This window comes from Agrobacterium salinitolerans, assembly GCF_002008225.1.
GTDB classification, from domain to species: Bacteria; Pseudomonadota; Alphaproteobacteria; order Rhizobiales; family Rhizobiaceae; genus Agrobacterium; species Agrobacterium salinitolerans.
This window is the reverse complement of sequence record NZ_MRDH01000013.1, coordinates 115,310-141,138: the sequence shown is the minus strand read 5'-3', so window position 1 is coordinate 141,138 and position 25,829 is coordinate 115,310. Positions and strand designations below refer to the sequence as shown.

General features: G+C 59.1%; 28 protein-coding genes and 1 pseudogene. 13 read left to right on the top strand and 16 right to left on the bottom strand.

Annotated features, from left to right (window positions below; translation table 11 throughout):
• Positions 1–124: 124 nt before the first annotated feature.
• The 12 genes and pseudogenes from BS627_RS11855 to flgB all read right to left on the bottom strand — a co-directional run bounded on the left by BS627_RS11855 (position 125) and on the right by flgB (position 8,835).
• Positions 125–1,087, bottom strand: a complete 963-nt coding sequence (locus tag BS627_RS11855; RefSeq protein ID WP_077983417.1) for a flagellin N-terminal helical domain-containing protein — start codon at positions 1,085–1,087, stop codon at positions 125–127.
• Between the two features lie 407 nt (positions 1,088–1,494).
• Positions 1,495–2,370, bottom strand: coding sequence for a flagellin N-terminal helical domain-containing protein (locus BS627_RS11845; RefSeq protein ID WP_077983415.1), 876 nt, complete (start codon positions 2,368–2,370; stop codon positions 1,495–1,497).
• 373 nt (positions 2,371–2,743) lie between these two features.
• Positions 2,744–3,481 carry a flagellar type III secretion system pore protein FliP gene (fliP, locus tag BS627_RS11840; protein WP_059760555.1) on the bottom strand — a complete coding sequence of 246 codons (738 nt, stop codon included), beginning with the start codon at positions 3,479–3,481 and terminating at the stop codon, positions 2,744–2,746.
• Positions 3,478–3,978: a flagellar basal body-associated FliL family protein gene (locus BS627_RS11835; protein WP_077983414.1), complete on the bottom strand. Its 501-nt coding sequence runs from the start codon at positions 3,976–3,978 to the stop codon at positions 3,478–3,480. Before BS627_RS11835 ends, fliP begins: the two co-directional genes overlap by 4 nt.
• Positions 3,979–4,005: 27 nt before the next feature.
• Positions 4,006–4,725, bottom strand: coding sequence for a flagellar basal body L-ring protein FlgH (gene flgH, locus BS627_RS11830; protein ID WP_077983413.1), 720 nt, complete (start codon positions 4,723–4,725; stop codon positions 4,006–4,008).
• Positions 4,722–5,258 carry a MotE family protein gene (locus BS627_RS11825; RefSeq protein ID WP_077983412.1) on the bottom strand — a complete coding sequence of 179 codons (537 nt, stop codon included), beginning with the start codon at positions 5,256–5,258 and terminating at the stop codon, positions 4,722–4,724. The genes flgH and BS627_RS11825 overlap by 4 nt, the downstream gene beginning before the upstream one ends.
• Positions 5,255–6,307 (bottom strand): annotated as a pseudogene (locus tag BS627_RS11820) (flagellar basal body P-ring protein FlgI); the annotation flags it as partial. The gene BS627_RS11825 and the pseudogene BS627_RS11820, both read right to left, overlap by 4 nt.
• A gap of 65 nt (positions 6,308–6,372) precedes the next feature.
• Positions 6,373–6,861, bottom strand: coding sequence for a flagellar basal body P-ring formation chaperone FlgA (flgA, locus tag BS627_RS11815; RefSeq protein ID WP_077983410.1), 489 nt, complete (start codon positions 6,859–6,861; stop codon positions 6,373–6,375).
• 20 nt (positions 6,862–6,881) lie between these two features.
• Entirely contained in the window at positions 6,882–7,670 is a 789-nt protein-coding gene (gene flgG, locus BS627_RS11810) for a flagellar basal-body rod protein FlgG (protein WP_077983409.1), read from the bottom strand.
• Between the two features lie 17 nt (positions 7,671–7,687).
• Complete coding sequence (fliE, locus tag BS627_RS11805; RefSeq protein ID WP_020811276.1) at positions 7,688–8,023, bottom strand: flagellar hook-basal body complex protein FliE; 336 nt, start codon at positions 8,021–8,023, stop codon at positions 7,688–7,690.
• On the bottom strand, positions 8,020–8,439 hold the full coding sequence (gene flgC, locus BS627_RS11800; RefSeq protein WP_065114841.1) for a flagellar basal body rod protein FlgC: 420 nt from the start codon (positions 8,437–8,439) through the stop codon (positions 8,020–8,022). The genes fliE and flgC overlap by 4 nt, the downstream gene beginning before the upstream one ends.
• Positions 8,440–8,442: 3 nt before the next feature.
• Positions 8,443–8,835: a flagellar basal body rod protein FlgB gene (flgB, locus tag BS627_RS11795; RefSeq protein WP_077983438.1), complete on the bottom strand. Its 393-nt coding sequence runs from the start codon at positions 8,833–8,835 to the stop codon at positions 8,443–8,445.
• A 283-nt stretch (positions 8,836–9,118) separates the two neighbouring features.
• On the opposite strand from flgB, the gene BS627_RS11790 reads away from it, so the two are divergent.
• Positions 9,119–9,769 carry a LysE family translocator gene (locus BS627_RS11790; RefSeq protein ID WP_077983408.1) on the top strand — a complete coding sequence of 217 codons (651 nt, stop codon included), beginning with the start codon at positions 9,119–9,121 and terminating at the stop codon, positions 9,767–9,769.
• A 166-nt stretch (positions 9,770–9,935) separates the two neighbouring features.
• Here BS627_RS11790 and BS627_RS11785 read toward each other — a convergent pair whose 3' ends face one another.
• The 4 genes from BS627_RS11785 to BS627_RS11770 are packed head-to-tail and all read right to left on the bottom strand — an operon-like array spanning position 9,936 to position 13,436.
• Positions 9,936–10,499, bottom strand: a complete 564-nt coding sequence (locus BS627_RS11785) for a hypothetical protein (protein ID WP_089153246.1) — start codon at positions 10,497–10,499, stop codon at positions 9,936–9,938.
• Between the two features lie 3 nt (positions 10,500–10,502).
• Entirely contained in the window at positions 10,503–11,909 is a 1,407-nt protein-coding gene (fliI, locus tag BS627_RS11780; RefSeq protein WP_077983407.1) for a flagellar protein export ATPase FliI, read from the bottom strand.
• 11 nt (positions 11,910–11,920) lie between these two features.
• Complete coding sequence (gene flgF, locus BS627_RS11775) at positions 11,921–12,655, bottom strand: flagellar basal-body rod protein FlgF (RefSeq protein WP_077983406.1); 735 nt, start codon at positions 12,653–12,655, stop codon at positions 11,921–11,923.
• Position 12,656: 1 nt separating this feature from the next.
• Positions 12,657–13,436: a DUF1217 domain-containing protein gene (locus BS627_RS11770; protein WP_089153245.1), complete on the bottom strand. Its 780-nt coding sequence runs from the start codon at positions 13,434–13,436 to the stop codon at positions 12,657–12,659.
• Between the two features lie 186 nt (positions 13,437–13,622).
• Between BS627_RS11770 and motA the strand changes: the two genes are divergently transcribed.
• The 12 genes from motA (at position 13,623) to BS627_RS11705 (ending at position 25,789) form a co-directional block, all read left to right on the top strand.
• Entirely contained in the window at positions 13,623–14,495 is an 873-nt protein-coding gene (motA, locus tag BS627_RS11765; RefSeq protein WP_020010426.1) for a flagellar motor stator protein MotA, read from the top strand.
• Positions 14,492–15,451 (top strand): FliM/FliN family flagellar motor switch protein, encoded by a 960-nt coding sequence (locus BS627_RS11760; RefSeq protein WP_165691232.1) that lies wholly within the window; start codon positions 14,492–14,494, stop codon positions 15,449–15,451. Before motA ends, BS627_RS11760 begins: the two co-directional genes overlap by 4 nt.
• A gap of 64 nt (positions 15,452–15,515) precedes the next feature.
• Positions 15,516–16,055: a flagellar motor switch protein FliN gene (gene fliN, locus BS627_RS11755; RefSeq protein ID WP_077983405.1), complete on the top strand. Its 540-nt coding sequence runs from the start codon at positions 15,516–15,518 to the stop codon at positions 16,053–16,055.
• Positions 16,056–16,082: 27 nt separating this feature from the next.
• Positions 16,083–17,126, top strand: coding sequence for a flagellar motor switch protein FliG (gene fliG, locus BS627_RS11750; RefSeq protein ID WP_077983404.1), 1,044 nt, complete (start codon positions 16,083–16,085; stop codon positions 17,124–17,126).
• Between the two features lie 125 nt (positions 17,127–17,251).
• Positions 17,252–18,334 (top strand): flagellar biosynthesis protein FlhB, encoded by a 1,083-nt coding sequence (gene flhB, locus BS627_RS11745; protein ID WP_077983403.1) that lies wholly within the window; start codon positions 17,252–17,254, stop codon positions 18,332–18,334.
• A gap of 5 nt (positions 18,335–18,339) precedes the next feature.
• Positions 18,340–18,777 (top strand): hypothetical protein, encoded by a 438-nt coding sequence (locus tag BS627_RS11740; RefSeq protein ID WP_077983402.1) that lies wholly within the window; start codon positions 18,340–18,342, stop codon positions 18,775–18,777.
• A gap of 308 nt (positions 18,778–19,085) precedes the next feature.
• Entirely contained in the window at positions 19,086–20,378 is a 1,293-nt protein-coding gene (locus BS627_RS11730) for a flagellin N-terminal helical domain-containing protein (protein ID WP_077983401.1), read from the top strand.
• Positions 20,379–20,688: 310 nt separating this feature from the next.
• Entirely contained in the window at positions 20,689–21,339 is a 651-nt protein-coding gene (locus BS627_RS11725; protein ID WP_077983400.1) for a hypothetical protein, read from the top strand.
• A complete protein-coding gene (locus BS627_RS11720) occupies positions 21,336–22,643 on the top strand; it encodes a MotB family protein (protein ID WP_077983399.1) in 1,308 nt (435 codons plus the stop codon). Before BS627_RS11725 ends, BS627_RS11720 begins: the two co-directional genes overlap by 4 nt.
• Entirely contained in the window at positions 22,640–23,917 is a 1,278-nt protein-coding gene (gene motC / locus BS627_RS11715) for a chemotaxis protein MotC (RefSeq protein ID WP_077983398.1), read from the top strand. Before BS627_RS11720 ends, motC begins: the two co-directional genes overlap by 4 nt.
• Positions 23,914–25,275, top strand: a complete 1,362-nt coding sequence (locus tag BS627_RS11710) for a flagellar hook-length control protein FliK (protein WP_077983397.1) — start codon at positions 23,914–23,916, stop codon at positions 25,273–25,275. Before motC ends, BS627_RS11710 begins: the two co-directional genes overlap by 4 nt.
• On the top strand, positions 25,223–25,789 hold the full coding sequence (locus BS627_RS11705; protein WP_165691231.1) for a lytic transglycosylase domain-containing protein: 567 nt from the start codon (positions 25,223–25,225) through the stop codon (positions 25,787–25,789). Before BS627_RS11710 ends, BS627_RS11705 begins: the two co-directional genes overlap by 53 nt.
• Positions 25,790–25,829 lie beyond the last annotated feature (40 nt).

The window sequence follows — 25,829 nt, the reverse complement described above, 5'->3', positions numbered from 1 at the left end:
TGTTCAGGAGCAGGTTTCTTCAACATGTCCCAATGAATCATAAACCCCCAGCTCACGCCAGGGGTTTGTCAGCAGTCTGACCGCGCCTTTCGGCGCGGTTGATTTTTTCGCTTTCGGTCTTCGATTAACGGAAGAGCGACAGGATGCTTTCGGAGTTGCTGTTGGCGATCGAGAGAGCCTGAACGCCGAGCTGCTGCTGGGTCTGCAGAGCCTTGAGGCGGGTGGACTCTTCGTTCATGTCAGCGTCCACCAGGCGGCCGACGCCCTTGTCGATGGAGTCGGACAGCTTGGAAGCGAAATCTTCCTGCAGGCCGATACGCATGGAGAGCGAACCGAGCTTTGCTGCAGCGCTAGTCATTGCCTTCAGGGCGTTTTCAACCAGCGTCAAGGCTTCGGCCATGTTGGTGGCGCGGTCTGCGGCTGCATACTGGGTGATATCAAGCGTGTAGACGGACTGGGCGGCGACAGTTGTGAATGTTCCGGTCGTGCCGAGAATGCCGGTCGTGTCGGGGACGCCTGCCGAGTCGACCGAGCCGAAGAGCGTATTGCCGGTAGCGGTGCTGTCGAGGGCGTATTTCGTGGTCGTGACGTTAACGGCGCCACCGGTGGAGCGAACGAAGCCGGCAACGACCGACTTGTCCGGGGCCGTGCCGGGTGTTGCTGCGCCGAGGGTCGAAGCGCCTACCAGCCAGTTTTCGCCGTAGAAGGATGCGCCCTGTGCGATCGATGCGAGCTGCTTCTGGAGCTGGCCGATTTCTTCCTGAACCTTGGTGCGGTCGACGCCTTCTTCCGTTGCCGTGACCAGCTTTGCCTTGATTTCCTTCACGACTTCGATTGCCGATTCCATACCGGCAGAAGCGGTGTCTACCTTGGCGGCGCCGAGGCCGAGAGCGTCGGAAACCGAGGAAAGCGCCATGTTGTCGGAGCGCATGGTGGTCGCGATCGACCAGTAAGCAGCATTGTCCGCAGCTTCGCCAACGCGAAGGCCGGAGGAAACGCGTGCCTGGGTGGATTCCATGTTCTGGCCGATAGAGCGCAGGGTCTGGAGCGCAGACATTGCTGCGACATTCGTGATAATGCTCGTCATAGTAGTGTGCCCCTTGAATGGCTGATTAAAGAAGGGACATTCCGGTTTCACCGGGAACGGCGTACAGCATCATGCCTGCTAACTGGCTGATTTTTAACGTTAGCTCGCCGTTTCGATGTGCATTAGGTAACGCGGGTTTGGTTAATGAATTGATAAGCGCGGAAAGAAATTCATCCCCGAAAAATTTAAAATTGCAACCCTCGCGCGCACGCGCGCGTATCCCCGAAAGTTTAAGAAAAAGATAAGGCCGCATCCGTTTCCGGATGCGGCCTCGTGGATGCATTCAGTCCGATTCAGCCTTTCGGACCTTTATGCTTTCTATCCCAATCCGCGTTCGGTCAGCCCCCGTTTGCTTATGGGAAGAAATGGATCCCCCAGCCCCGAAGGGCTATTGAGAAGCTCGGCTCTTAGCGGAAGAGCGACAGGATGTTCTGCGAGTCGCTGTTGGCGATCGACAGAGCCTGGATTGCCAGCTGCTGCTGCGTCTGCAGAGCCTTCAGCTTGGTGGACTCTTCGTTCATGTCGGCGTCGACGAGGCGGCCAATGCCCTTTTCGAGGGAGTCGGAGAGCTTCGTTGCGAAGTCCTGCTGCAGGTCGATACGCATGGAAACAGAGCCGAGCTTGGCGCCAGCGCTGGTCATCGCCTTCAGAGCGGCTTCGACGGTGCTGAGGTTGGTTGCGACGGTTGCATCGGTCGTCGTCGCGTCCATGTTCGCCAGAGCGTAGGTGGCGCCCAGAATACCGCCGGTGCCGGCAGCAGCTTCGAACAGTACGTTGGTGGCCGAAAGTGTATAAGCCGTCGTCTTAACGGACGTCGTGCCGTCAGCAGCGCGGACGAAGCCGGAAACCACGGTTTTGTTCGCGGAGCTGAGATCATTGAGCAGCCAGTTTTCGCCGTTGAACGAACCGCTTTCCGCGATCGAAATAAGCTGCGACTTCAACTGGGTGATTTCTTCCTGGATCTTGCCGCGGTCCGCAGTCTGTTCGCTGGCGGCAACGTATTTGTTCTTGATTTCCTTCACGACGTCGATAGCAGCTTCCATGCCTGCATAGGCCGTGTCTACTTTCGCAGCGCCGAGGCCGAGGGCGTCCTGAACGGCACCAAGAGCTTCATTGTCCGAACGCATGGTCGTTGCGATCGACCAGTAAGCAGCGTTGTCGGTAGCCGAACCGACGCGCAGACCGGAGGAGATGCGGCCCTGCGTGTCTTCCATGTTGGAAGCAATCGAGCGGAGAGTCTGGAGAGCGGCGGTTGCGCCGACATTGGTGAGAATGCTTGCCATAATAAATGTGTCCCTTGTTTTTACGAAATACTGGAGTGGGGACATTCCGGACTTGGTATTACCGGTCGCAACGTTTCGGCTTCATGCCACTCGGTTCAGAAATTCTTAGTTTCGGAAACCAAACCCGCTGCGTGTGATTGGAATTTCGCAGCGAAAAATTGCGCAATTATTAATTTGAGTGCCAAGAAATACTGGAAAATACTTATGGTTACTGAGTTATTTAGTTAAATGGTGATTTTTCTGTTTATAAATATAGTTACTCAGGGCCTAGGGAAAATGGTAAACAAAGCATCAAAATGCGAAAACCCCGCTGCCGTTGGGCTGCGGGGTTAAAAAACAGGGTTAACGGGTGTCAATCCGGCGCAGATGGCCGTTAGTTGAACGATCTGACGAGGCTGCCGACAAGCAGGTTCCAGCCGTCGATCAGCACGAAGAACAAAATCTTGAACGGCAGGGAGATGGAGGTGGGCGGCAGCATCATCATGCCCATTGCCATGGTGATGGTGGCGACGATCAGATCGATGACCAGAAACGGCAGGATGATGAGGAAGCCGATCTCGAAACCGCGCCGGATTTCCGACAGCATGAAGGCCGGAACCAGCACGCGGTAGTCGACGACATTGTCGGTCATCACTTCTTGTCCGCGCTCGCGGGCGATGTCCACGAACAGCTTCAGATCCTTGTCACGCGTATTGGCGTTCATGAAAGTACGGAAGGGCTCCGCGATGCGCTGCACGGCCTGCTGTTCGTTGATCTGGTTCTGCAGAAGCGGCTGTACGCCGTCGGTCCAGGCTTTGTCGAAGGTGGGCGACATGACGTAGAAGGTCATGAACATCGCCATCGACAGCAGGATCATGTTGGAAGGGGTCGAAGCCAGTCCCATGCCGGATCTGAGGATCGAGAAGGCGATCACGAAGCGCGGAAAGCTCGTGACCATGATCAGGATGCCCGGCGCGACGGACAGAACCGTCAGCAGGCCGAAGGTGCGGATGATCCACGCCGCGACGGAGCCGTCTATCTGCGTGTTGAACAGATCGGACGGGAATTGCTGGGCACTGGCAAGGCCCGGCAAAGCGAGAAGGACGGCGATGGTTACAAGAAATCGAATCATTCGATGACAAAGGTCCGGAACATGACCTTGGATACGCGCCCTTGAGAGCGCAGGTCAACTCGTTCCTGAATGTCATCCTTAAGATATTGAAAGCCGCGCGGCCCTTCCAGTTGCTGAAGGGAAACGGTCCGGACATAGGCGAGAATATCCTGGTGTATATCTTCCGCCAGCCCCACCTCGACCGGCCCCTTGAACATCAGCGCCACTTCCAGCCGCACCCAGTTCGTCGAGGGATAGGCGAGGTTGGTGGTGATGGGATCGAGCTGGACGATGCCGTTCGCCTCAGCCGAGATTTTCTCGATGCCCTCGTCCTTTTTCTCACCGTGCCCGCCGGCAGCGGCCGTGGCATGGGCCTCCGCACCGGCGATCTTCGGCGCGATCATGCCGCCCACGAGCCAGCCGCCGCCCGCACCGACCAGGGTGAGGATCGCAACGCCTGCGATGGTCATGACCAGAGGGGAGGATTTTTTCTTGCCCTCTACCTGTTCGTTTTCCATGGGTCAGTCCGTTCCCGTGTACCGGCGTCAGAGCGGCGAGAACAGGTCGACGACCTGTTGCCCGACCGGGGGCTGTTGCACTTCCGTCAGACGTCCGCGGCCGCCATAGGAGATTCGTGCTTCGGCGATACGCTCGTAGGAGATCATGTTCTGGGCGTCGACATCCTGCGGCCGGACGATACCGCCGACGTTGAGGATGCGGATTTCGTGGTTCACGCGCACTTCCTGCGAGCCGCTGATGATGAGGTTGCCGTTCTCCAGAATGCCGGTCACCACGGCGGCCACCAGCAACGTCAGCTTTTCGGAACGCTTGGTCTTGCCTTTCGCCTGGGTGTCGGTGTCGGAGCCGTATTTGATGCTCGAGTCCGCTTCCGGGGTCCAGCCGAAGATTTCGGCCTTGGCCTTCCAGTTCAGGCCGCTGGCATTGGTGCGGTTGCGCTCGGTCTCATTGTCGAAATCGGCCTTGTCATTGATCTGGATGTTGACGGTCAGAATGTCGCCGATGTTGAGCGCGCGAAGGTCCTTGAACAGCGCACCCTGGCTGTCGCTCCACAGCGAATAGCCGCTGGCCATGTGCTTCGGCTGCTTGGGATACATGCCCATCTGCGGCGTCTGGCTGAATTGCAGGCCGCTGCCGATCGGGCTCATCGCGGGCGCGTTGCCGATTTCCTTCAGGGTCTGGTTGTTCTGGCAGCCGGCAAGCAGAGCGAGCGGCAGGAGGAGGGCCGGAAGACGACGCGCGGTCATGAAGGATCCTTCGAAGTGTTTTTGTCGGTTGCCTGCGACATGATGCCGGCGACGGTTGCGGCTTTCGCCGCATCCATTTCGCTGAGGATCAGGCCGGATTGGCGCGGCGGCAGCTGCATGATGATGGCGGCGGCGATCTCCACATGCATCTTTTCGAGCTGGGGTGCTGCGGCATCCGGCTTCATCGTCTTGTAGACATCAACAAGATTGGCTTTCGCCTGGGCGAGAAAATGTTCGCGGCGCGCCAGCCAGTCCTCATATTCCGCCTTGCGGTCTTCCAGCACGGCAATGCGCTCATTGACGTCGGACTGCAGCTTTTCCAGCTCCTGCTTCTGCATAAGATAACGCTGGTCGCGGGCCGCATCGGCGATGTTGGTGCAGAATTTCTGGATTTCATCCTGCGTGCTGAGTTCGGACACCACATTCTGCTGGCTTTCCGCGCCAGCGGCCGGCAGAAGGAATAGCAGCGAGGCGACGGCCGCGAAGCGAGTAAGGCCATTCGGGAATATGTTTTTCTTCTGATGTTCCATCATTGCAGCACAAGCTCCGCCTGAAGGGCACCAGCGGATTTGATGCCTTGCAGAATGGCGATGATACCGTCCGCCTTGAGCCCGATGCTGTTGAGACCGGCAACCAGTGTGCGAAGGTCGGGACCTTCGACGATGGCGACCTTGCTGCCTTCCTGCATGGCCATGATATCCGTCTGCGGCTGCACGGCTGTCTGGCCGCGCGAAAATGGCGCCGGCTGGATGACCTGCGGCGATTCCGTCACCTGCACGGTCAGCGTTCCGTAGCTGACGGCGACGCGGGAAATGCGCACATCCGCACCGATGACGATGGTGCCGGTACGTTCGTTGATGACGACCTTGGCAGGCGTATCCGTCTCGACCGTCAGATTTTCGATTTCCGCCATCAGTCGCGTCAGATCAGCGGTGCGCGGCTTCTGCACCGCGATTTCCTGCGAATCGCGCGGCTCGGCGATGCCATCTCCGTAACGGGCGCGGGCAAAGGCGTTGACGACATCCGCGACCCGCACGGCCGTCGAGAAGTCCGGGTTGCGCAGCTGAAGGACCAGATTGGCCGAATCCTTGAACTTGGACGGCAGTTCGCGCTCGATGATCGCACCGTTCGGCACGCGGGCGGAGGTGGTGACGCCCTGCGTCAGCGTCGCGGCATCGCCCTGTGCGGAAAAGCCGTTGACGATCAGCGCACCCTGCGCGACCGCGTAAATCTGGCCGTCTGCGCCCGAAAGCGAGGTCATGATGAGCGTGCCGCCGCGCAGCGACGAGGCGTCGCCCAGCGAGCTGACTGTCACGTCGACACGGCTGCCGGGGCTGGCGAAGGGTGGCAGATTGGTTGTCACCATCACGGCGGCGATGTTCTTGGCGTTCGACTGGCCGCCCTGCGTGGTGATGCCGAGGTTTTGCAGCATCGCGCGCATGGATTGCTCGGTAAACGGCGAGGAGCGCAGGCTGTCGCCTGTGCCCTGCAGGCCGACCACGAGACCGTAGCCGATCAGCTGGTTGTCACGCCCGGCCTGCAGCGATGCGATATCCTTGATACGGGATGTGTCCGCATGGGCTGCGGGCAGCGAGAGGAAAGGTTGGGCCGAAAACAGAACGGCCGCGGCCAGGATACGAAGCACTCTCATTTCGCCATCACCTGAATGGTTCCGTCCTTCATGACCGTGCCGCTGACCATCACGCCGGAATCGATGTTGCGTACCCGCACGACTTCGCCGAGCGAGCCATCGGTCATCGGCGTCCCCGAAGCCATCAGCGTCATATTGCCGATTGTGAAAACGAGTTTGACGCTGGTGCCGCGCGTGACGAGCGACGGTTCGCGCAAGGCGGCAACGGGGATCGTGCGGCCGGGAAGCAGGGTCTGCTTGGAGATCATGCCTTCCACTTCGCTGATATCGCTCGCATAACCCGAGGAAATATTGGGATTGGTCACTTCGACAGGCTTCACCTGGTCAGGCGAGATGGTCTCACCCGGATAGATGGTGCGCGTCGGGACCAGCGCCATCGGCGCCTGTGCAAGGGCGGGGGCAAGCGCCCCCAGCGAAAAGGCAGACGCAAGGCACATACGGACGAGCGCCGTTCTGTTGCTGCTATGTTTCCGGCCAAACCTCATGTTCGCCTGCCTTTCCGTTCTTACTTCAGGTTCTTGCTGACAATCGAAGCCATTTCGTCAGCGGTGGTGATGACCTTGGAATTCATCTCGTAGGCGCGCTGCGCCGTGATCAGATCGGTGATTTCCTTGACGGCGTCGACGTTCGAGCCTTCGAGGTAGGATTGCTTGATGTAGCCGTAGCTCGGATCATCAGGCACGCCGACGACCGCGTCGCCGGAGGCCGGCGTCTGGGCGAAGAGGTTGTCGCCCAGCGGCTTCAGGCCTGCTTCATTGGCGAAGTTGGCGATGGTCAGCTGGCCGAGTTCGGTGAAATCGGTGGCATTGCCGATGCGGGCCGTGACCTGACCCGTGCGGGTCACGGTGATGTCCTGCGCGTCCGTCGGGATATTGATGTTCGGGATGACGTTATAGCCGTCGACCGTCACCAGATTACCGTCGGCATTCTTGTTGAAGGCGCCTGCGCGGCTGTAAAGCGTCGAACCGTCGGCCGCCTCGATCTGGAACCAGCCCTGGCCGATGATCGCGACGTCCAGCTTGTTGCCGGTCTCGATCAGATTGCCCTGGGTGTGGATGTTGCGCACGGCCGAGGTCTGTACGCCGAGGCCGATATTGGCGCCCTCGGGCACGATCGCCTGGTTGGCGCGGTTCGGCACGCCCTGCATACGCTCGGTCTGGTAAAGAAGGTCGGTGAACTCCGCACGCGCGCGCTTGTAGCCGGTGGTGTTGATGTTGGCGATGTTGTTGGCAATGACTTCCAGATTGGTCTGCTGGGCGTCCATACCGGTGGCAGCGATGGCAAGAGCTCTCATGTCAATATTCCTGTGGGCTAGATCTGCATTTTGGTAATGTCGAGATAGGCCGACACGATCTTGTCTCGGAGCGCGATGGCGGTCTGCAGCGACTGTTCGGCCGAAAGCATGGCATCGACCACTTCACGCGTATTCGCCTTGCCCTGAATGCCTTCGAAGGAAGCGACTTCCGCCTTCTTCAGATTGTTCATCGCATCCACCGATATATTGCCGAGAACGCTGGCGAAGCTTGCGCCCGTCTGCTGGGCGGGCGTCGTCTGCTCGCTGCCGAAAACGCTTTCCGTCAGCGAGGAAATACCGCTTGCGCCGCGGGTGAGCGAAAGGGAACTGACTTGCTTGATACCGTCGATCATTGCGATGCCTTCAGAAGGTCGATTGTGGAGGCGACGAGGTCGCGCGTCTGGCGGATGACCTGAAGATTGGCGTCGTAGCTGCGGTTGGCTTCGCGCATGTCCGCCATTTCAATCAGGATGTTGACGTTGGGCATCTTCACCATGCCGTTGCTGTCTGCGGCCGGGTTGCCGGGGTCGTATTCGTTGATGAAATCGCCACGGTCGACGCCGAGCTTCTTCACCGTCACGCGCTCTACGCCGCTGACGCGGTCGAGCTCGGACCCGAAGGTGACGGTCTTGCGGCGATAGGGGTCGGCGCCGGGGGTGTCGCCGGTGGATCTGGCGTTGGCAATGTTTTCCGAAACAATGCGCAGGCGCGTGGACTGCACTTCGAGACCGCTGCCGGCGATCTTGCTCGCCGCACTCAAGGGATCCATGGCTTACCTCTTAACCGTCATCAGCATCATGCGATGGAAGGATTTGACGAGATTGGCGTTCAGCTCGTACTGCCGCTTGATCTCGCCGGTCTTGGTCATTTCTTCAGCGAGCGCGACCGAATTGCCGGACTCCTGCATGCCGATCTCGTTGTTGATCGGGTTGTCGCGCACTGCGATATTGTCGCTGAGGGTGCTCTCGCCGAAGTGGGCAGGGTTGGTCCTCGCCATGCCGACTTGCTGGCTGGTGGCCTGCATGACCGCTTCGAAAGGGCTGACATCCTTGGCGTGGAACTTGGGTGTGTTGGCGTTGGCGATGTTGGTCGCCACGACTTCCTGCCGCACGCTCAGCCATTCCGCTTGGCGGGATGCCAGTTCGAACAGTTGAATCGGTTGCATAGACTTCTCCATCTCGTATGCCCCGAACCTACGGGGCTAATCTTGCGTCAGACTTGCGGGGAGGGGAGAAGGCGCTGGCCAAAGGCCGGAAGCGGGACGGAAGAGGGTCTGCCGGAGATAAAAGCGCATGTCTCCATTGCGGCACGCGTCGCTTTGAATGGCCAATGCGGCTGTCACGCCCATTCCAGAGAGCGCCGTGCAGGGTGGGTCGGAAGCGGATTCGATTCACCTTGAACGCGGCCCGATATTAGCGCTAGAGTGGTGAGAACGATGGGAGACAATCATGGATCTGGTAATTCCAAGTGCCGCCAATCTCGGCCTGTTCGTCAGCGCCACGCTGGTGCTGCTTCTCGTGCCCGGCCCCGCAGTCCTTTATATCTTCGCACGCTCGGTCGAACAGGGTCGTTCCGCCGGTCTTGTTTCAATCCTTGGCATCCATACGGCGACACTCGTTCATGTCGTCGCTGCCGCTGTCGGATTGTCGGCGCTGCTCGCCTCGTCTGCGCTCGCCTTCAGCGTGGTGAAATATGCCGGTGCGGCCTATCTGATCTGGCTTGGCCTCAAAAAGCTCTTCGGCTCGTCGGACATTCCCGATATCGAGGGCGGTTTGCCGACGCGCAGCCGCATGCGCATCTTTCGCGAGGGCTTCATCGTCAACCTCCTCAATCCGAAGACGGCCTTGTTCTTTCTGGCTTTCCTGCCGCAGTTCGTTGAGGTCGGAAGGGGCCATGTGGCAATGCAGATCGCTTTTCTCGGCATTCTCTACACGGTGATCGGCGTTTTGACGGATGGGACATATGCCCTTGTGGCGGGAACGGCCGGCAACTGGCTGAAGCGCAGCCCGGTTTATCTCAGCGCTGAACGTTGGGTTAGCGGTTTCGTCTATATCGGTCTCGGTGTGACGGCGGCTTTTGCCGGCAACCAGAGAAAATAAACCGCGGGACTCGCAGAGCCGTCCCTGACGGCTACTGCGGGGACAGCCCAGATTACCGATGGAATGACGCCGCAAAGGGGTCTTTGCGGCGGTCATCGGGAAGTTTTGCTTTGGGAGTGTTGTCACCGAGATGCGCAACGCGGCCTTCCGCTCACGGGTGGCCGGACTATTTTTCCGGATGATAGGTTCTTCCGGAGGACGTCTCTATCAACCACTCGCCGTTGCGTTGCTCGATCTTCGTCAGCAGCGCATTGTCAGGCAGGGTAGAACCTACCCTCACCATATACATGCCCGAACCGTCCTCAATTAGGGCGCGGCCATTGGAGACATGCAGCAGACGGAACGATGTCTGGCCGGGGAAGGGCTGATCTTCAATGCCCGCTGCCAGGTCGTTCTGTTTTTCCTTGCCGCCTGCGTTCACGGTGGCCGTCGTCAGCATGTCGGGCAGCTCCGCCGGCGGCGGGGTGTCTTCCTTGTTGCGGTTGGTCATGGCCATCGGCGAAACGCTGAAGACTTCCCGCGGCCCGGTATGGGGCAGATCGCGCGTGCGATCGCCGCCCGCCACCTTCATGCCGAATTTTTCTTCATTGAAAAACACGTACCAGGGGAAAAAGGCTGCTGCAGCGGCGAGCCCGATGCCCGTCCATGCGAGAATACGGTCGGGTGTAAAGAAAACGGGCTTCGGCAGCACGTCTTCATCGTGGCTATTGTCGTTCCGCTTTTTCCTCACGGGTCAGCCTCTCATTCTCGGGGTTACCTGCGGCTGACCGTTCTGCGCGCCGCCGCGCAATGCGGTCGCCAGGTCGGCATAGGCATCCAGCGCTGCCGGCTCGCTCGGCAGTTGTTTCAACGTTTCATAGATGATCGGCACCTGCTTCACCGCCATGTCGAGATCGGGGTCGGTACCGGGCCGATAACCGCCGATGAGGCGAAGATCGCGCGTTTCCTCGAAGCGATGCACCAGCGCCTTGAGGCGCGAGACCAGCTTTTCCTGATCCGGTGTCCAGGCCTTCTTGGCGAGACGGGAGATCGAGGCGAGCGGATTGATCGGCGGGTAACGGCCTTCTTCGGCAAGGCTGCGGTCAAGCACGATATGACCGTCGAGAATACCGCGGGTCGAATCGGCAATCGGATCGTTATGATTATCGCCATCCACGAGGATGGAGACGATGGCGGTGATGGTGCCGGTGCCTTCGGCGCCCGGTCCCGCCCGTTCCAGCAGTCGCGGCAGTTCGGTAAAGACCGAAGCGGGATAACCGCGTGCGACAGGCGGTTCGCCCGAAGCGACCGCCACTTCGCGGATCGCATGGGCAAATCGCGTCACGCTGTCGATGATGAGAAGAACATTGTCGCCCTGATCGCGAAAATGCTCGGCGATGGTAACGGCGGAAAGCGGGGCCATCTTGCGCAGCATCGGGCTTTCATCGCTTGTCGCAACGACGGCGATGGACTTGCTCATGTTCTCGCCCATCGTGTCTTCGATGAATTCGCGCACTTCACGGCCGCGTTCGCCGACAAGCGCAATCACCACCTTGTCGAAGGCATCTGCCTTGGCGAGCATTGACAGCAACGTGGATTTACCGACGCCGGAGCCAGCAAAAATGCCAAGGCGCTGCCCGAGACAAAGCGGCGAGAAGATATCGATAGCGCGGACACCCGTCTTAAAGGGTGTCTCCACGCGCTTGCGGGTCATCGAGGGTGGTGCGTTGTTTGAAATCGAGCGACGTTCAATGCCCGGCGCAAGCGGCCCCTGATTGTCGATGGGTTCGCCCAGCGCGTTGATCGTGCGGCCGCACCAGCTGTTATCGGGCGCGACGCGGAAAGCGCCCTTGCGGATGACGGTGTCGTGAATGCCGATCGGCTCGCCGGGCTCGATGGGGCAGACATAGCAGATGTCCGGCTCCACGCGCACCACTTCGCCGAGATGAATGCCGGTCGCGCTGCGATGGGCGACGAATTCACCGAGCCGCACATGCCGCGACAGGCCGGAAACCGTATAGTGCCCGGCGGCGATGGTGCGGACATGACCGCCATGCGCAACCGAGAACTCCGGATCGGCATAATGCCCGGCGAGGCTCGCCAGCTGCGCGAGCTTCGGTGAAATGGCATCAGCCGAGAGCATGGATTCCGGCATTGTCATTACTCAGTTCCTCAACGCGCGCCGCCAAGCGTCTTGATGCCCTCGCCGAAGGTCGATTCGGTATCGCGCATCAGCGAGGAGATGCTTTCAAAGGCGCGGTTGACCTGGATGAGCTGGGTCATCTGGGAAATGCCGTTGACGTTCGACTGCTCGAGGTAACCCTGAACGATGCCGACTTCATGGTTGTTGACCACCGGAACCGGCTGGGCCACCGGCTTCACGCCGCTATTGGGATGACGCAGGAAACCCTGCGAAAAATCCGCCTGAAAGATGCCGAGGGTAGCGACGATGTTTTCGTTCTGCCGGATGGCTCCATCGAGACCGACGGTGATCGGGCCGCCATTCGGATTGAGCTGGATCGGACCGCCGCCGGCATCGAGAACGGGATAACCGCTCGAGGAGATGAGCGCGCCGTCCGGACGCATGGTGAAACGGCCGTCGCGGGTCAGAATCTGGCCATCGGGGGTATCCAGCGAAAACCAGGCGTCGCCCTTGATGGCAAAATCGAAGGAATTGCCAGTCTGCTCGAAAGCGCCCTGACGAGTGGAAAGATAGTCGTTGCCCTGCGAAACGAAGGCCACCCGAGCGTTCATGTCATTGTGATTCTTGGCGACCATTTCGTCGAATTTCACTTCGGAACCGCGAAAACCGACGGTGTTCACATTCGCCATATTGTCGGAAATGGTGGTGAGACGGCGCTCCAGCGCTATCTGTGAGGAGAGGGCGACATATAGTCCGGATTGCATATCATTTGCCTCCGAGTTTCAGGGAGTTGATCGAGATCAGCAGGTCAGGGGAAATGCCGTAGCCGCTGGAGGAGCCGAAAACGGCCAAAGGGTCGTAGGTCGTCGAGGGGTTTTGCATTTCCCACATGATGGTGAAACGCTCGAGCAGCTTTCCAACCTTTTCGGGGTCCTGCAGATCCTTGATATTGATGCTCTTTTCGATGAGCGCCGCCTGTTTGTCGATGTCGGCCGCGGAAAATGCGTCGGGGAGGTTGAACGTTGTGCGAAACACCTGCGCGAGCGCGTCGTCGGCGAGAAAATCGAGGCCGGATGTGATGGTTGATGCCTTGCGTTCGAAATAAAGGGCGAGCCGGACACCGTTATTGTCGTCACCGGCTTCCTGTTCCAGGGTCTGGCGCGTGTATTTGCTGATGACGCCCGTTTGGGCCGCGTCGACCGAAGTCGCCGCTGCGCCCAGGCCGGCAAAATCCAGCGACTTCGCAAAATCCGCATAACGGCTGTCGGAAAGCTTGTTGGCGAAAGCGTCCTTGTCCGAGGCGCCTTCCGTCAGCACCTTGCGGATGAAAGCCTTAGCATAGGCCATGTCCTCAAGGCCGTGGGCCTTCAGCGCGTAATTGTAAAGGCGCGTATCGGCCATGAAGTCGTCGATGGATTTCACGTCGCCGATCTTCGCGCGATAATATTCGGTCTCGCGCGCCACGTCGGGCTGTTCCGAGACCCGCTCAAGCGATTTGCCGATATCCTGACTGATCAGTCTGTAGCTGGTGTAGGTGGAAGTCACTGAACCGCCGCTCTCGTTTGATCCCGATCTCAAGGCGCACGTCCGCCTTTGTCGGCATAGTGCCGTGGCTTGCTTGTGCGAAACTGGCTGGAGACAGGAATGCGAGAGCGGCTTTGCGGACAGGTTCACGCAAGCCACATTTTTTAGACATGTCGCTATGGAACACTGTTCGGGCGTGGTCGATCAATGAATATTGTAATTGGACTTATAATCACCTTCGGCTGCATCATCGGCGGCTACATGGCGATGGGCGGTCATCTGGACGTGCTGGTTCAGCCGTTCGAATTGATGATCATCGGCGGCGCCGGTCTCGGCGGCTTCATCATGGCGAACCCCATGAAAGTCGTGAAGGATTCGGGCAAGGCGCTCGGCGAGGCCTTCAAGCATTCGGTCCCGAAGGAGCGAAACTATCTCGACGTGCTCGGCGTGCTCTATTCGCTGATGCGCGACCTGCGCACGAAATCGCGCAACGAGATCGAGGCCCATATCGACAATCCGGAAGAATCCTCGATTTTCCAGAGCGCGCCATCGGTTCTGAAGAACAAGGAATTGACCTCGTTCATCTGCGACTATGTTCGCCTCATCATCATCGGCAACGCCCGAAGCCACGAAATCGAGGCGCTGATGGATGAGGAAATCGAAACCATCCTGAACGACAAGCTGAAACCTTATCACGCGATTACCACCATGGGGGATTCCTTCCCTGCCATCGGTATCGTCGCGGCGGTTCTCGGCGTTATCAAGGCCATGGGCAAGATCAACGAATCGCCGGAAGTGCTGGGCGGCCTCATCGGCGCCGCGCTCGTCGGCACCATGCTCGGCATCATCCTGTCCTATTCGATCTGCAACCCGCTGGCGTCCCAGGTCAAGATCGTCCGCACCAAGCAGCACCGCCTCTACATCATCGTCAAGCAGACGCTGATCGCTTACATGAACGGCTCGGTGCCGCAGGTCGCACTCGAATATGGCCGCAAGACCATCTCCAACTACGAGCGGCCATCTATTGACGCCGTCGAGCAGGAGATGATGAACCCCGGCGGCGAAAACAAGGCGGCATGACGATGGCAAAAGCTGCAGCGCAACAAGCACCGGCCATCGACACGGCCCTTCTGGCAAAGTTGACGGGCGGATTATCCGATCGCAAGACGATCGCCAAGATCGGTTCCGATATCGGCCATCTCTACAGCGAGTTCCTGCCAGACATCTTCCACAGCGAGACCGGCATCGCGATCGACGTCGAATATGTCGGTTCCGAATCGGGACTGATGACCGATCTCATCGCCAATGTCGGGAGCAATGTCGCGGTTGCCGATTGTTCCCTGCGCAACTGGTGCCCCAATTTCATGATGACGGTCGGCAACGGTTTCGTCATCGCGCTCATGGAGCGCATGCTGGGCGCGTCGCCGGACATGATTGGCGAGCCGGACGAGCGCAGCCTATCCCATATCGAGCTTGATCTCGCGGCCATGGTTCTTGGCCGCATCGCAGGTGTCCTGCGCTCCGGTGTCAACGCGCCGGGCGGATTTGAGGCAACCATCGATCCGCCATTCAATTCCAACGGCAAAAGCGCCTTCGACGAGATGATCGCCGGCCTTTACGGCGTGACCATCCGCCTGAAGGTCGATATTGGCAAGGTATCGTCGGAGTTCTCGCTGATCGTGCCGCAGCGCGCCCTGCTCAAGACTTCCATCGTCGCCCCCAAGGCTTCAGCCCAGGCGCTGAAGAAGCAGGAGGAATGGATGGAAATGATTTCGGAGCAAGTGAAGCGATCGCAGGTCACGCTCGAGGCGCGCATCAAGCTCGAAACACTGACGCTCAGGACGATTTCCAAGCTGGTGGCCGGCGATGTCATTCCGTTTCAGGCTCTGAAGCAGGACGATATCGGCGTTGAGGTCAGCGCCAACGGTTCCAAGCTCTATAATTGCGAATTCGGCAAGTCCGGCAACCGCTACATGGTTCGGGTGAAGAACAATGTCAGCACTGACGACGAGATCTTACGACATTTGATGGGTTAAAATCCTGCCCGGCCTTCGAGGATTTGGGCAGGTTGACGCAAGTTTCAAAGGGAATAATCAGCGCATGGCTACGAAGAAAACACCTGTGACCGATGATGCGGCGCTGCCGTCGTTTGAAGACGACGGCGACCTCGACCAGGCTATCGGCGATCTGCGTGGCGTCCTCAAGACGGATGCGGAAGGCTCGCTCTCCGATTTCGGCGACTTCGGCGATTTCGGAACGACGGACGAGGTTTCGACGGACACCGATCTTTCCGCCTTCGGTGGCGGAACGGACGATTTTGCGATGGACGATTTTGCCGCCGCCCCGCAGGTTGCGGGTGTGAAGGCGCCGCTTGGCAGCGGATTGTCCGAAAACATGGAAATGATCATGGACATCCCGATCGATGTCCAGATCGTTCTTGGCACCAGCAGAATGCTCGTTTCGGGGCTGATGAGCCTTGAAGAAGGAGCAACGATCGCACTCGACCGCAAGATCGGCGAGCCGGTTGAAATCATGGTGAATGGCCGCCGTATTGCGCGCGGTGAGATAACGGTTCTGGAAGACGACGATACGCGCTTCGGCGTAAAATTGATTGAAGTACTGAGTACGAAGAAAGCCTGATCCCTGTGGGGACGGAGAGGAAAGACCATGATGGACTTCGAGGATTTCGGTAACCCCATTGCGGGCAAGCCGTTGTCTCAGGCCGACAAGGCGGCCGCGGTGCTTCTTGCCATGGGCAAGGGCGTCGCCGGCAAGCTGCTGAAGTTTTTCACGCAGCACGAATTGCAGATGATCATTTCCTCGGCTCAGACCCTGCGCGTCATTCCTCCGGATGAGCTCGCGCAGATCGTGGCGGAATTCGAAGACCTGTTCACGGAAGGAACGGGCCTGATGGACAATGCCAAGGCAATCGAAAGCATTCTCGAAGAAGGGCTGACACCGGAAGAAGTCGACAGCCTTCTCGGTCGCCGCGCGGCCTTCCAGGCCTATGAAGCGTCGATCTGGGACCGTCTTCAGGAAGCCGAGCCGGAATTCGTCGGCAAGTTCCTGTTGCGCGAGCATCCGCAGACCATCGCTTATATTCTCTCCATGCTGCCTTCCTCTTTTGGCGCCAAGGTTCTCCTGACCATTCCGGAAGAGCAACGCGCCGACATCATGAACCGTACGGTAAACATGAAGGAAGTCAGCCCGACCGCCGCGCAGATCATCGAGAAGCGCGTGGTCAACCTCATCAACGAGATCGAGGCCGAGCGCAATGCCGGCGGCTCGACAAAGGTTGCCGATCTGATGAACGAACTGGACAAGCCGCAGGTCGACACGTTGCTCAGCTCGCTCGAAACGCTCAGCAAGGAAGCCGCAAACAAGGTCAAGCCGAAGATCTTCCTCTTCGACGACCTCATGTTCATGCCGCAGCGCAGCCGCGTCCTGCTGCTCAACGATGTTTCGGCCGATGTTCTGACCATGGCGCTACGCGGCGCCACGATGGAAATCAAGGAATGCGTGCTTTCCAGCATCAGCCCGCGCCAGCGCCGTATGATCGAATCGGACCTTTCCGTGCCGCAAGCCTCGATCAATACCCGCGAAGTGGCGATCGCACGCCGCGCCGTCGCTCAAGAAGCGATCCGGCTCGCCAATTCCGGCCAGATCCAGCTAAAGGAAGCCGCCGCGGACGAACAGTCGGCCGCAGCTTAAGCGGAAGCCGGTTGATAACCGGCTTTTACGCCGAAACCGGCCATTGCGATGGCCGCTCACGGGCGCTAGTTTCGGGATGACGGCCTGCCGGGATCGGCGGGCCTTTTTTATTTCGGGAACGTGCCTTGGCAGACGATCAGGACAAGGACAGTAAAACAGAAGACCCCACGGAGAAAAAACTCCGTGATGCCGCGGAAAAGGGCAATCTGCCATTTTCGCGCGAAGTGCCTATCTTTGCGTCGTCGCTCGCCTTTTACTGCTATCTGGTTTTTTTCCTGCCCGATGGTGCCGGCCGTCTCGGTGTCACCCTGAAGGACCTGTTCGGCCAGCCCGAACAATGGAACCTCAGCACCCGGCCGGATGCCCTGTCGCTGCTCTATTTTCTCGGCACGTCCGTTGCTTACCTGCTCATGCCGGCCATGATCATGTTCATCGTTTTCGGGCTTGCCTCGTCGTTCCTGCAGAACCTGCCGTCGCCGGTGCTGGAGCGGGTGCGTCCGCAATGGTCACGCATTTCACCGGCAAAAGGCTTCACCCGTATCTATAGCAAGCAGGGCTTTGTGGAATTCGCCAAATCGGTGTTCAAGATCATGATCGTTTCGGTCATCATGTTCTTCGCGCTTCGCGGTGATTTCTATAGCCTCATCGATCTGATGTTTTCCGATCCGCAGGTGATTTTCGTCCGGTTGGTTGAAATCGTCAAGAAAATGATGGTGGTCATCCTGCTCTCGACAGCGCTGCTCGCCGCCGTGGACGTCTTGTGGACGCGCCATCATTGGTTCAGCCAGCTGAAAATGACGAAGCATGAGGTGAAGGAAGAATACAAGCAGTCGCAGGGTGACCCGGTGGTCAAGTCCCGCCAGCGCTCGATCGCCCGCGACCGTGCCCGCCGCCGCATGATCAACAACGTGCCGCGCGCGACACTCGTCATCGCCAACCCGACACACTTTGCGGTAGCACTGCGTTACGTGCGCGAAGAAGGAGACGCACCTGTCGTCGTTGCCAAGGGTCAGGACCTTATCGCATTGAAAATCCGCGAGATTGCGGAAGAAAACAATATCCCTGTTTTTGAAGACCCACCGCTTGCACGCTCCATGTTTGCGCAAGTCTCGGTAGATAGTGTGATTCCACCAGCCTTCTACAAGGCTGTGGCGGAGCTCGTTCATCGGGTTTACGCCATGAAGTCATCGAAAATACGGGTTCAATAAAACCAATGAAAAAATCCGCCTATTCCGAACAGCGGGAAATGATCGTCGCAGAGGCGATCAACCCGATCGCCACCGAATTACGCTTGTTAGACCCGGCCGACCTGATTTCGCTGCTTCGATTCGAGTGCTACGGCAGCATCGCCGACCTCGTTTCCTCGGCGGCGGAGCTTTATTACCATCCTGGTACGATCAATTTCGGCACCGGCGGCGAATATAAGCTCGAATGGGAAGGCGCGCCGGAGATCGTTCTCGATCTCGAGCTGAAGCCGAAGGGCGCCACGGTCTATGCGCGATTGACACTCGCCAACGAGCATGCGGCGATCGAGATCAATCACGTCTCGTTTCAGAACCCTTCCGAAAACCCGGACGAGAATACCGAGTTTCTCCGCCACAGCCTGGCTGCTGCCCGATTCGTGGCCACCCGTCAGGGCGAAGCGGCTTAACCGTATCAGCCGCCACATCTTTTCATCAAGTAAGTTGCGCTCGTTCATATCACGGGCGCAACCGCGTTTTTCCGGTGCGTTTTGATCCGGGCTTGCCCGAAGCCTGCCGGTTTATGCGAAACCCGGCTGCGAAGGTGAGGAACGCCTTGCAAATCAGTCTCGTTGTTTGTTACCTATCGCATTAACGATTTGTTAACGAACGGCAGGTCGCGGTGGTCGGTACAGACCATTGGCGATGCGCATGATGCTTCTGCTCGTTGTCGGCACCGCGCCGGATTTCTTTTTAAATTTTGAGTTGGGTGGACCCCATGACCAGCATTTTGACCAATGCGGCGGCGATGGCCGCGCTGCAAACCCTGCGCATGATCGACAAGAGCCTCGAGACAACACAGGCGCGCGTATCTTCCGGCTACCGTGTCGAGACGGCCGCGGATAATGCGGCCTACTGGTCCATTGCAACGACGATGCGCTCCGACAATAATGCGCTTTCGGCCGTGCAGGATGCTTTGGGTCTGGGAGCCGCCAAGGTCGATACCGCCTATGATGCGCTTGAAAGCACGATTGAGGTTGTCAAGCAGATCAAGGCCAAGCTCGTTGCGGCTTACGGCGTGGGCGCCGACCGCAGCAAGATTCAGGATGAAATCAAACAGCTTCAGGAACAGCTGAAGAGCATCTCCGAATCGGCCTCCTTCTCGGGTGAAAATTGGCTGCAGGCCAGCATCAGCAACGGCGGCACGCCGCCGGTTGAAGAAGCGATCATCAAAAAGGTAGTTGCATCCTTCACGCGCACGGGCTCGGGCAATGTCGGGGTCACCACCGTCGACTACACGCTCGACGGCAGCACCGTGCTTTTCGACCTCAGTGGCGGAAAGCTCGGGATTCTCGACAAGAACGCCGTTTTTGTCAGCAAGACGGAATATGAAGTCACCCAGACGTCAACGACTGCTGGCACGACGACGGATACGAGCTATGTCGTGCCGAAGCTGACCGATGCACAGATCGGCGCGCTGAATGCCGCGACGGCGGATACGAATACCGATCCGAATGTCTACGGCAACGGAACCGACAATTATCTGCGACTCGCCGAAAATGTATGGGTCAAGGTGACGGCGACAGATCCGTCCAGCGGCGGCGTCACCGTTTCCCCAGCCTATCGTGACACCGGTAGCAACGACTGGTTTTACGACACCAGCAGTGGAACGGCTTCGACCGGTCGTTCCCTCGAGTTTTCCGTCTCCACCCTCGATCTCGCCAAGCTTGACGTCGTCGCGGCAGCCATGGGCGGTTTTGCCGGCGGCGGCACGACCTATACCGATGCCGACGCCATCGACATGATGATGTCTTTCGTGGACAAGCGGCTTGAGGCGATGACTAGTACGGCTTCCAGCCTGGGTTCGCTGCAGAGCCGCATCAGCATGCAGGACAATTTCGTCTCCAGCCTGATGGATGTGATCGACAAGGGCGTTGGCCGTCTCGTCGATGCTGACATGAACGAGGAATCGACCAGATTGAAAGCGCTGCAGACGCAGCAGCAGCTCGGCATCCAGGCGCTCTCCATCGCCAACGCCAATGCGGAAAATATCCTCCAGCTCTTCAAGTAACGGGTCTGGCCGGCGTGGGCACGAGGGGATGGAGGGGCGCAGGCTTGCTGATCGAGCCCGCCTTCATCTTCGCACAAGTTTGAACACCTAACGTCGGGTCAATATGGGGCGGATTGCATGGCGTGATCTGGCCGGGAAACGTGGAAGAGACGGGCAGGGTAGCAAGGATGACGGTGGTGCCGCCAAACGGCTTAGAGCATTTCCAGGAAAAGTGGGTTCCGGTTTTCCGTCCGGAAATGCGACAGAACGCGTCAGATCGCAGGCAGCGAAACATGTACCGCCCCTTTGGCCTGTTTTGCTGGGGGCGGGCATGAGCGCGTCCATTGCACGATATCTCAAGGACTTCGGTGACACCCAGCCTGCCGGGATGGCCTTTGGCGATCCATTGGCGGATGTCGACGCCACATCCGCTTTTGTCGGTCTCGCAACGGGTTTCGATGACTTCGAAACCGTCGATGTTGAAGGTGAAAAACAGGCGGCTTACGCCCGCGGTCGCGAAGACGCCACCCGCGAGATCACTGAAAAGATGCAGGCGGAGAGGGAAGAGCTGATCGCTGCCCATACGGCTGAGCTGGAAACCCTGCGTTCGGGCCATCTTGAAGAAATCGCAGCTTCCCTGTCCCGGGGGCTGCGCGAGGGCATCGACGCGATTGCAGCCAATCTCAGCGAGCAGACCGCCAATATCCTTGCTCCGGTCCTGACGGAAAAGCTGTCGCTCAAGGCGGTCTCCGCGCTGGCGGATGTGGTGCGTAGCGCCATGCCGGATGGCGAAGAGGTCACGCTTGTCGTGAAAGGCCCGAAAGATTTGTTCGAGCGGCTGAAGACGCAGCCGGGCTTTGAAGAAGAAACGATGAAATTTACCGAGACCGCCGATATCGATCTTTCCGTCGAGCTGGGTGAAAGCGTGTTTGTGACGCGCATGTCCGCCTGGGCGTCCAGTCTTCGCAAGGTGATGAAATGAGTGAAGGCGAAAATCACCACCACGGCAAGAACGAGATCATCATCGTCAAGCGCCACAAGGGCGGGCATGACGGCGCCCATGGGGGTGCGTGGAAAATCGCCTATGCTGACTTCATGACGGCGATGATGGCGTTCTTCCTCGTGATGTGGCTGGTCAATGCCGCCAACGAGGAAACCAAGGCCTCGGTCGCGAGCTACTTTAACCCTATCAAGCTATCCGATGAGAAACCCTCGTCCAAGGGGTTGGAAAAGCCTGTCGATAAGGAAGAGGGCGTCCAGAAGAAGGATCAGTCCAACATCCAGGCGGAAAAAGTCACCAAAGGCTCCGCTGCGGCGACGGGCGAAGATCTGACCTCCCAGACCGGTGAACAGTCGAATTTCTCCGAAGCGGACTTTTTCGAAAATCCTTACTCCGTGCTCGCCGAAATTGCCCAGCAGGTGGGGCAGCAGGCCAATGTCAGCGCCAAGGGCGAGGGCGGCGCTGCTGATTCCGGCCCGGCGACGGGCGCTAGCGGCGGTGAAGCCTATCGCGATCCCTTCGATCCCGATTTCTGGACCCAGCAGGTGAAAATCACCCGCGCCGATCAACCGCAAAAACCGGTTGAACAGCAGCAACTCGCCGAGAACAAGCAAGAGGATGCGGCCGAAAACGCTCAGGCGGTCGCACTTAAGGCGTCCGAGACACCGGCCGACAACGCGGAAGACGGCAAGTCGATGGAAGTCGCTGCCGTGGTGCCGCAGCAGCGTCCGGACGCCGCAGAGCAGGCAGCGCTTGCGCAGCCGAAGCCGGATGAGCCGCGACAGGCAAGCGATGTTGAGCAAAAGGCGAGCGATGCCGACTGGGAAAAGGCCGACACGCTGCGTGAGGAGATCGAAAAGCAAATCTCAGGCATCACCGGCAGGCTTTCCGAAGGTCTGGTGGTGACGCCGGCGGAAGGCGGGTTGCTGCTTACCATTTCCGACCAGACGGAAACGCCGATGTTCAATATCGGATCGGCCGTTCCCCGGCGTGAAATGGTTCTGGCCATGGAAAAAATCGGTAAACTGCTTCAGGAGCGCGGCGGCAGCGTGGTGATCCGCGGCCATACCGACGGACGGCAGTTCAAGGGCGAGGCCAATGACAACTGGCGGCTCTCCATGGATCGCGCTCACAGCGCCTATTACATGCTGGTGCGCGGTGGTCTGTCGGAAGAGCGGGTAAAGCAGGTCTCGGGTTTTGCGGACCGCAGATTGCAGGTGCCGGCAGACCCTATGGCGGACGCCAACCGCCGCATCGAAATTCTGCTTGAGGCCGATCGGGGGTGAAAGTGACGAAAACCTCGAAACGCTGGCTTCTTCTTGCGGCGACGCTTTGCGGTCTCGGCTCCGAGCCGGGCAGGGCGTTGTCGCAGTCGCAAGACAATCTCATGCCCTATTCCATGCTGCGCTCCCTGCAATTCGTGCAGGATTCGGTCGCCATGGGCGACCATTCCGCCTCGGAAATGCAGCGATTTCTACTCCAGACCATCGATGAGCGGCTGAAGAGCGCGCCTTCGGCGATCTTCAAGGATCCGCGCAATGTCGATGCGGCGCTCATCTATGCGATGAGCGGCGGCAATCCGTCCACGCTGGAATTTCTGGTCGCGCGCGATGTGGATGGCAATTTCGACAGCCGCGTCGCCGATGTCCTGCGCAAATACCTCTCCGGCAAGGGAACCCTTGTCGCGCAGAGCATTGCGGCCATGGTGCCGGAATATCGCGGCAAGCGGATTGGCGCCTATCTGGCGCTGATCAGCGGGAATGTGACAATCCCGCGCGATCCGCTGGCTGCGCTCGGCTTTTACGACATCGCCCGGCTCGAAGCGCCGGGCACCATCGTCGAGGAGGCCGCATTGCGCCGCTCGCTCGCCATTGCGGTCGAGGACGGCGATGCGGCGCGCGGCGTCGAGTATGCGCAGCGTTATGCGCGGCGGTTCCTGCATTCGCCCTATGCCAGCCAGTTCGCAGACCTTCTGGTTTCGCTGGTGGTCAAGCGCGCCGATTCCATCGGCCATGAGGCGATACAGGAAACCTTTGCCATGATGGATGCGGAAAGGCAGAAGGAAGCCTATCTGCGGCTTTCGCGGCTGGCGGCGATCAGCGGCAAGGATTCACTGGCGCGCATGGCGGCGTTGAAGGCGAAGGCGCTGTCTCCGGCACTGCCGGGTGAGCCGGAAGTGCAGGCCAATCTCTATGAAAGCCTTTCCAATATCGGCACGCCCGATGTGGTGAGCGCGATCGAGACAATCGGGCAAATTCCCGAAGCGCAGCTTTCGGATCGGGACAAGGCCTTGCGGGAGGCGGCAAGGACGATTGCCGATCAGGTGGTTCGTCCTCCTTCCCCGCAGGCCGGCGTTGAGGCCGAGACTGCGGCCGCGAATGAGACCGGGCGGGATCCGCCCGAAAATGAGGCGGGCGCTGCCGATGCAAAAAGCATATGGCGGGTCGAAACCCAGAAGGTTGACGACGAGGGCGATAATGTGCGGCAGCTCGTGACGAGCGGCCGCAGCAAGCTCGATGAAATCGACAGCCTGTTGAAGAAAGGCGAGGGGGCACCATGATCGACGCAAACATCAACACGATAGTGAATGCGCCGCCATCCGATCCGCGCGCCGGCGGCGCCGGCGTCAGGGACGACGCCAAAGGCGGCAGTTTCGGTGATGCCCTTTCCACGGTCCGGGACGAGCGCCCGCCGCACGCGCTGCATTCGCGGCGTCAGCAGGACGAAAATCCGGCTGAAGGACAGCAGTCGCAGCCCGATGGCGAGGCGGAAAAGATGGATGTCCCGGTCAAGCGCCCCCCAACATTTCTCAATGCGATGGTCAAGGAGCATACCGGCGAAGGTCGTGCCCAGGAGGCCGTGGCCGAGTTTCAAAACGCTGTGAAAACGGTCCGCGCGACGCCGGAAAACGGCAAGACGGGCAAGAAGCTCAAATACAACGTCGACAAGGGCGCCGAAGCGGCGGACGATACGATCGATCCGAAGTTGACGGAACTGCAGTTGGCGACGGCCGCTGCTGCCGATATGGCGACCGCCAAGACACCGCTTGAGGAAATTGCCCAGGCGATTGCCGGCAAGGCCGACACGGTTAAATCAGACCGGGGTGAACCCGTCCGGAGCAAGGCCGAGCACTCGATCAAGGACATGCCGACAGGGATTGCACCCGCCGGTAACGAGGCGGGTTCGGGTTCGGAAAACGAGGGCGACGCCGCGGCATTCCGTTTTTCCTCGCCGCGTTCGGGCGCGGCCCGTGCTTTGGATATGAGCACGGTTCAGCGTGACGGCCGTGTCGAGTTCGACGCGCGGGAAAGCACCGGCAAAACGACCGACACCATAACGGTTCTCGATTCACGGCGGTTCATTGGCCTCGCACCTTCGACCAACGCCTCGGCGCTGACCGGCCTGATCGTCAATGATCCGGAATGGGTGAGCGCCATGCAGCCCGGTTCGTCGCTGTCCAATGCGGCGGCCCAGAGCAGCACAGGCAAGGTCGTCCATACGCTGAAGCTGCACATGACGCCGATCGAGCTTGGGTCGGTGACGATGTCATTGCGTCTTGCCGGTGACGAGCTTTCCGTTCACATGACGGTGGAAAGTGTTGCGGCCTATAAAAAGCTGCAGGAAGACAGCAAGAGCATCCTTGACGGCCTCAAGGCCCAGGGGCTGACGGTCGACAACATCACTATCAGCGTCGCTTCTTCCGACAAGAGTGACCAAACGGGCACACAAGGCAACAATCAGCAAAATCAGCAGGCGCAGCAGCAGGGGCAGCAAGCCGCCGCCGGGCGCAACCGTGACGAGTCCGGGGCGCGCGGCGACCGGCAAGGCAATGGCAATAATTTGGGGGTGCATAATGAAGGCATGGATGGCGCTCTTGGGTCTGCCCGCACTTCTGATGACAATGGCGTCTACCTCTGACAACGCGTCCGCTTCGGCAACATCAGGTGTCTGCGAAAGAGAGATTCAGTCGGCGGCACGCAAATACGGCGTGCCGGAGGGAATTCTCTATTCGGTGGGGCTGACCGAAACGGGCCGCAAGGGACGGCTCGACCCTAACGCCATGAATATTGAGGGAAAACCGGTATTTGCCGCCTCCACCGAGGAGGCTTTGACCACTTTCGAGGCGGCGAAGCGCAACGGCGCGAAGCTAATCGACCTCGGATGCATGCAGATCAATCATTATTTTCATGGCGAAAACTTCGCATCCGCGCGGGAAATGTTCGATCCGCGCCGCAATGTGGAATATGCCGCCATGTTCCTGCGCAACCTTCACAACAGGCATGAAACCTGGACCATGGCGGTCGCGCGCTATCATGCAGGCCCGAACAATGACCCCGCGCAGAAGAAATATGTCTGCCGTGTCATCGCCAATCTGGTGGCGACAGGCTACGGGAAATGGACCCCCAATGCGAAAAGTTTCTGTGACGGATAACAACCTGAAATTGCCTTCAGACGTTGCGGGACTCGTATTT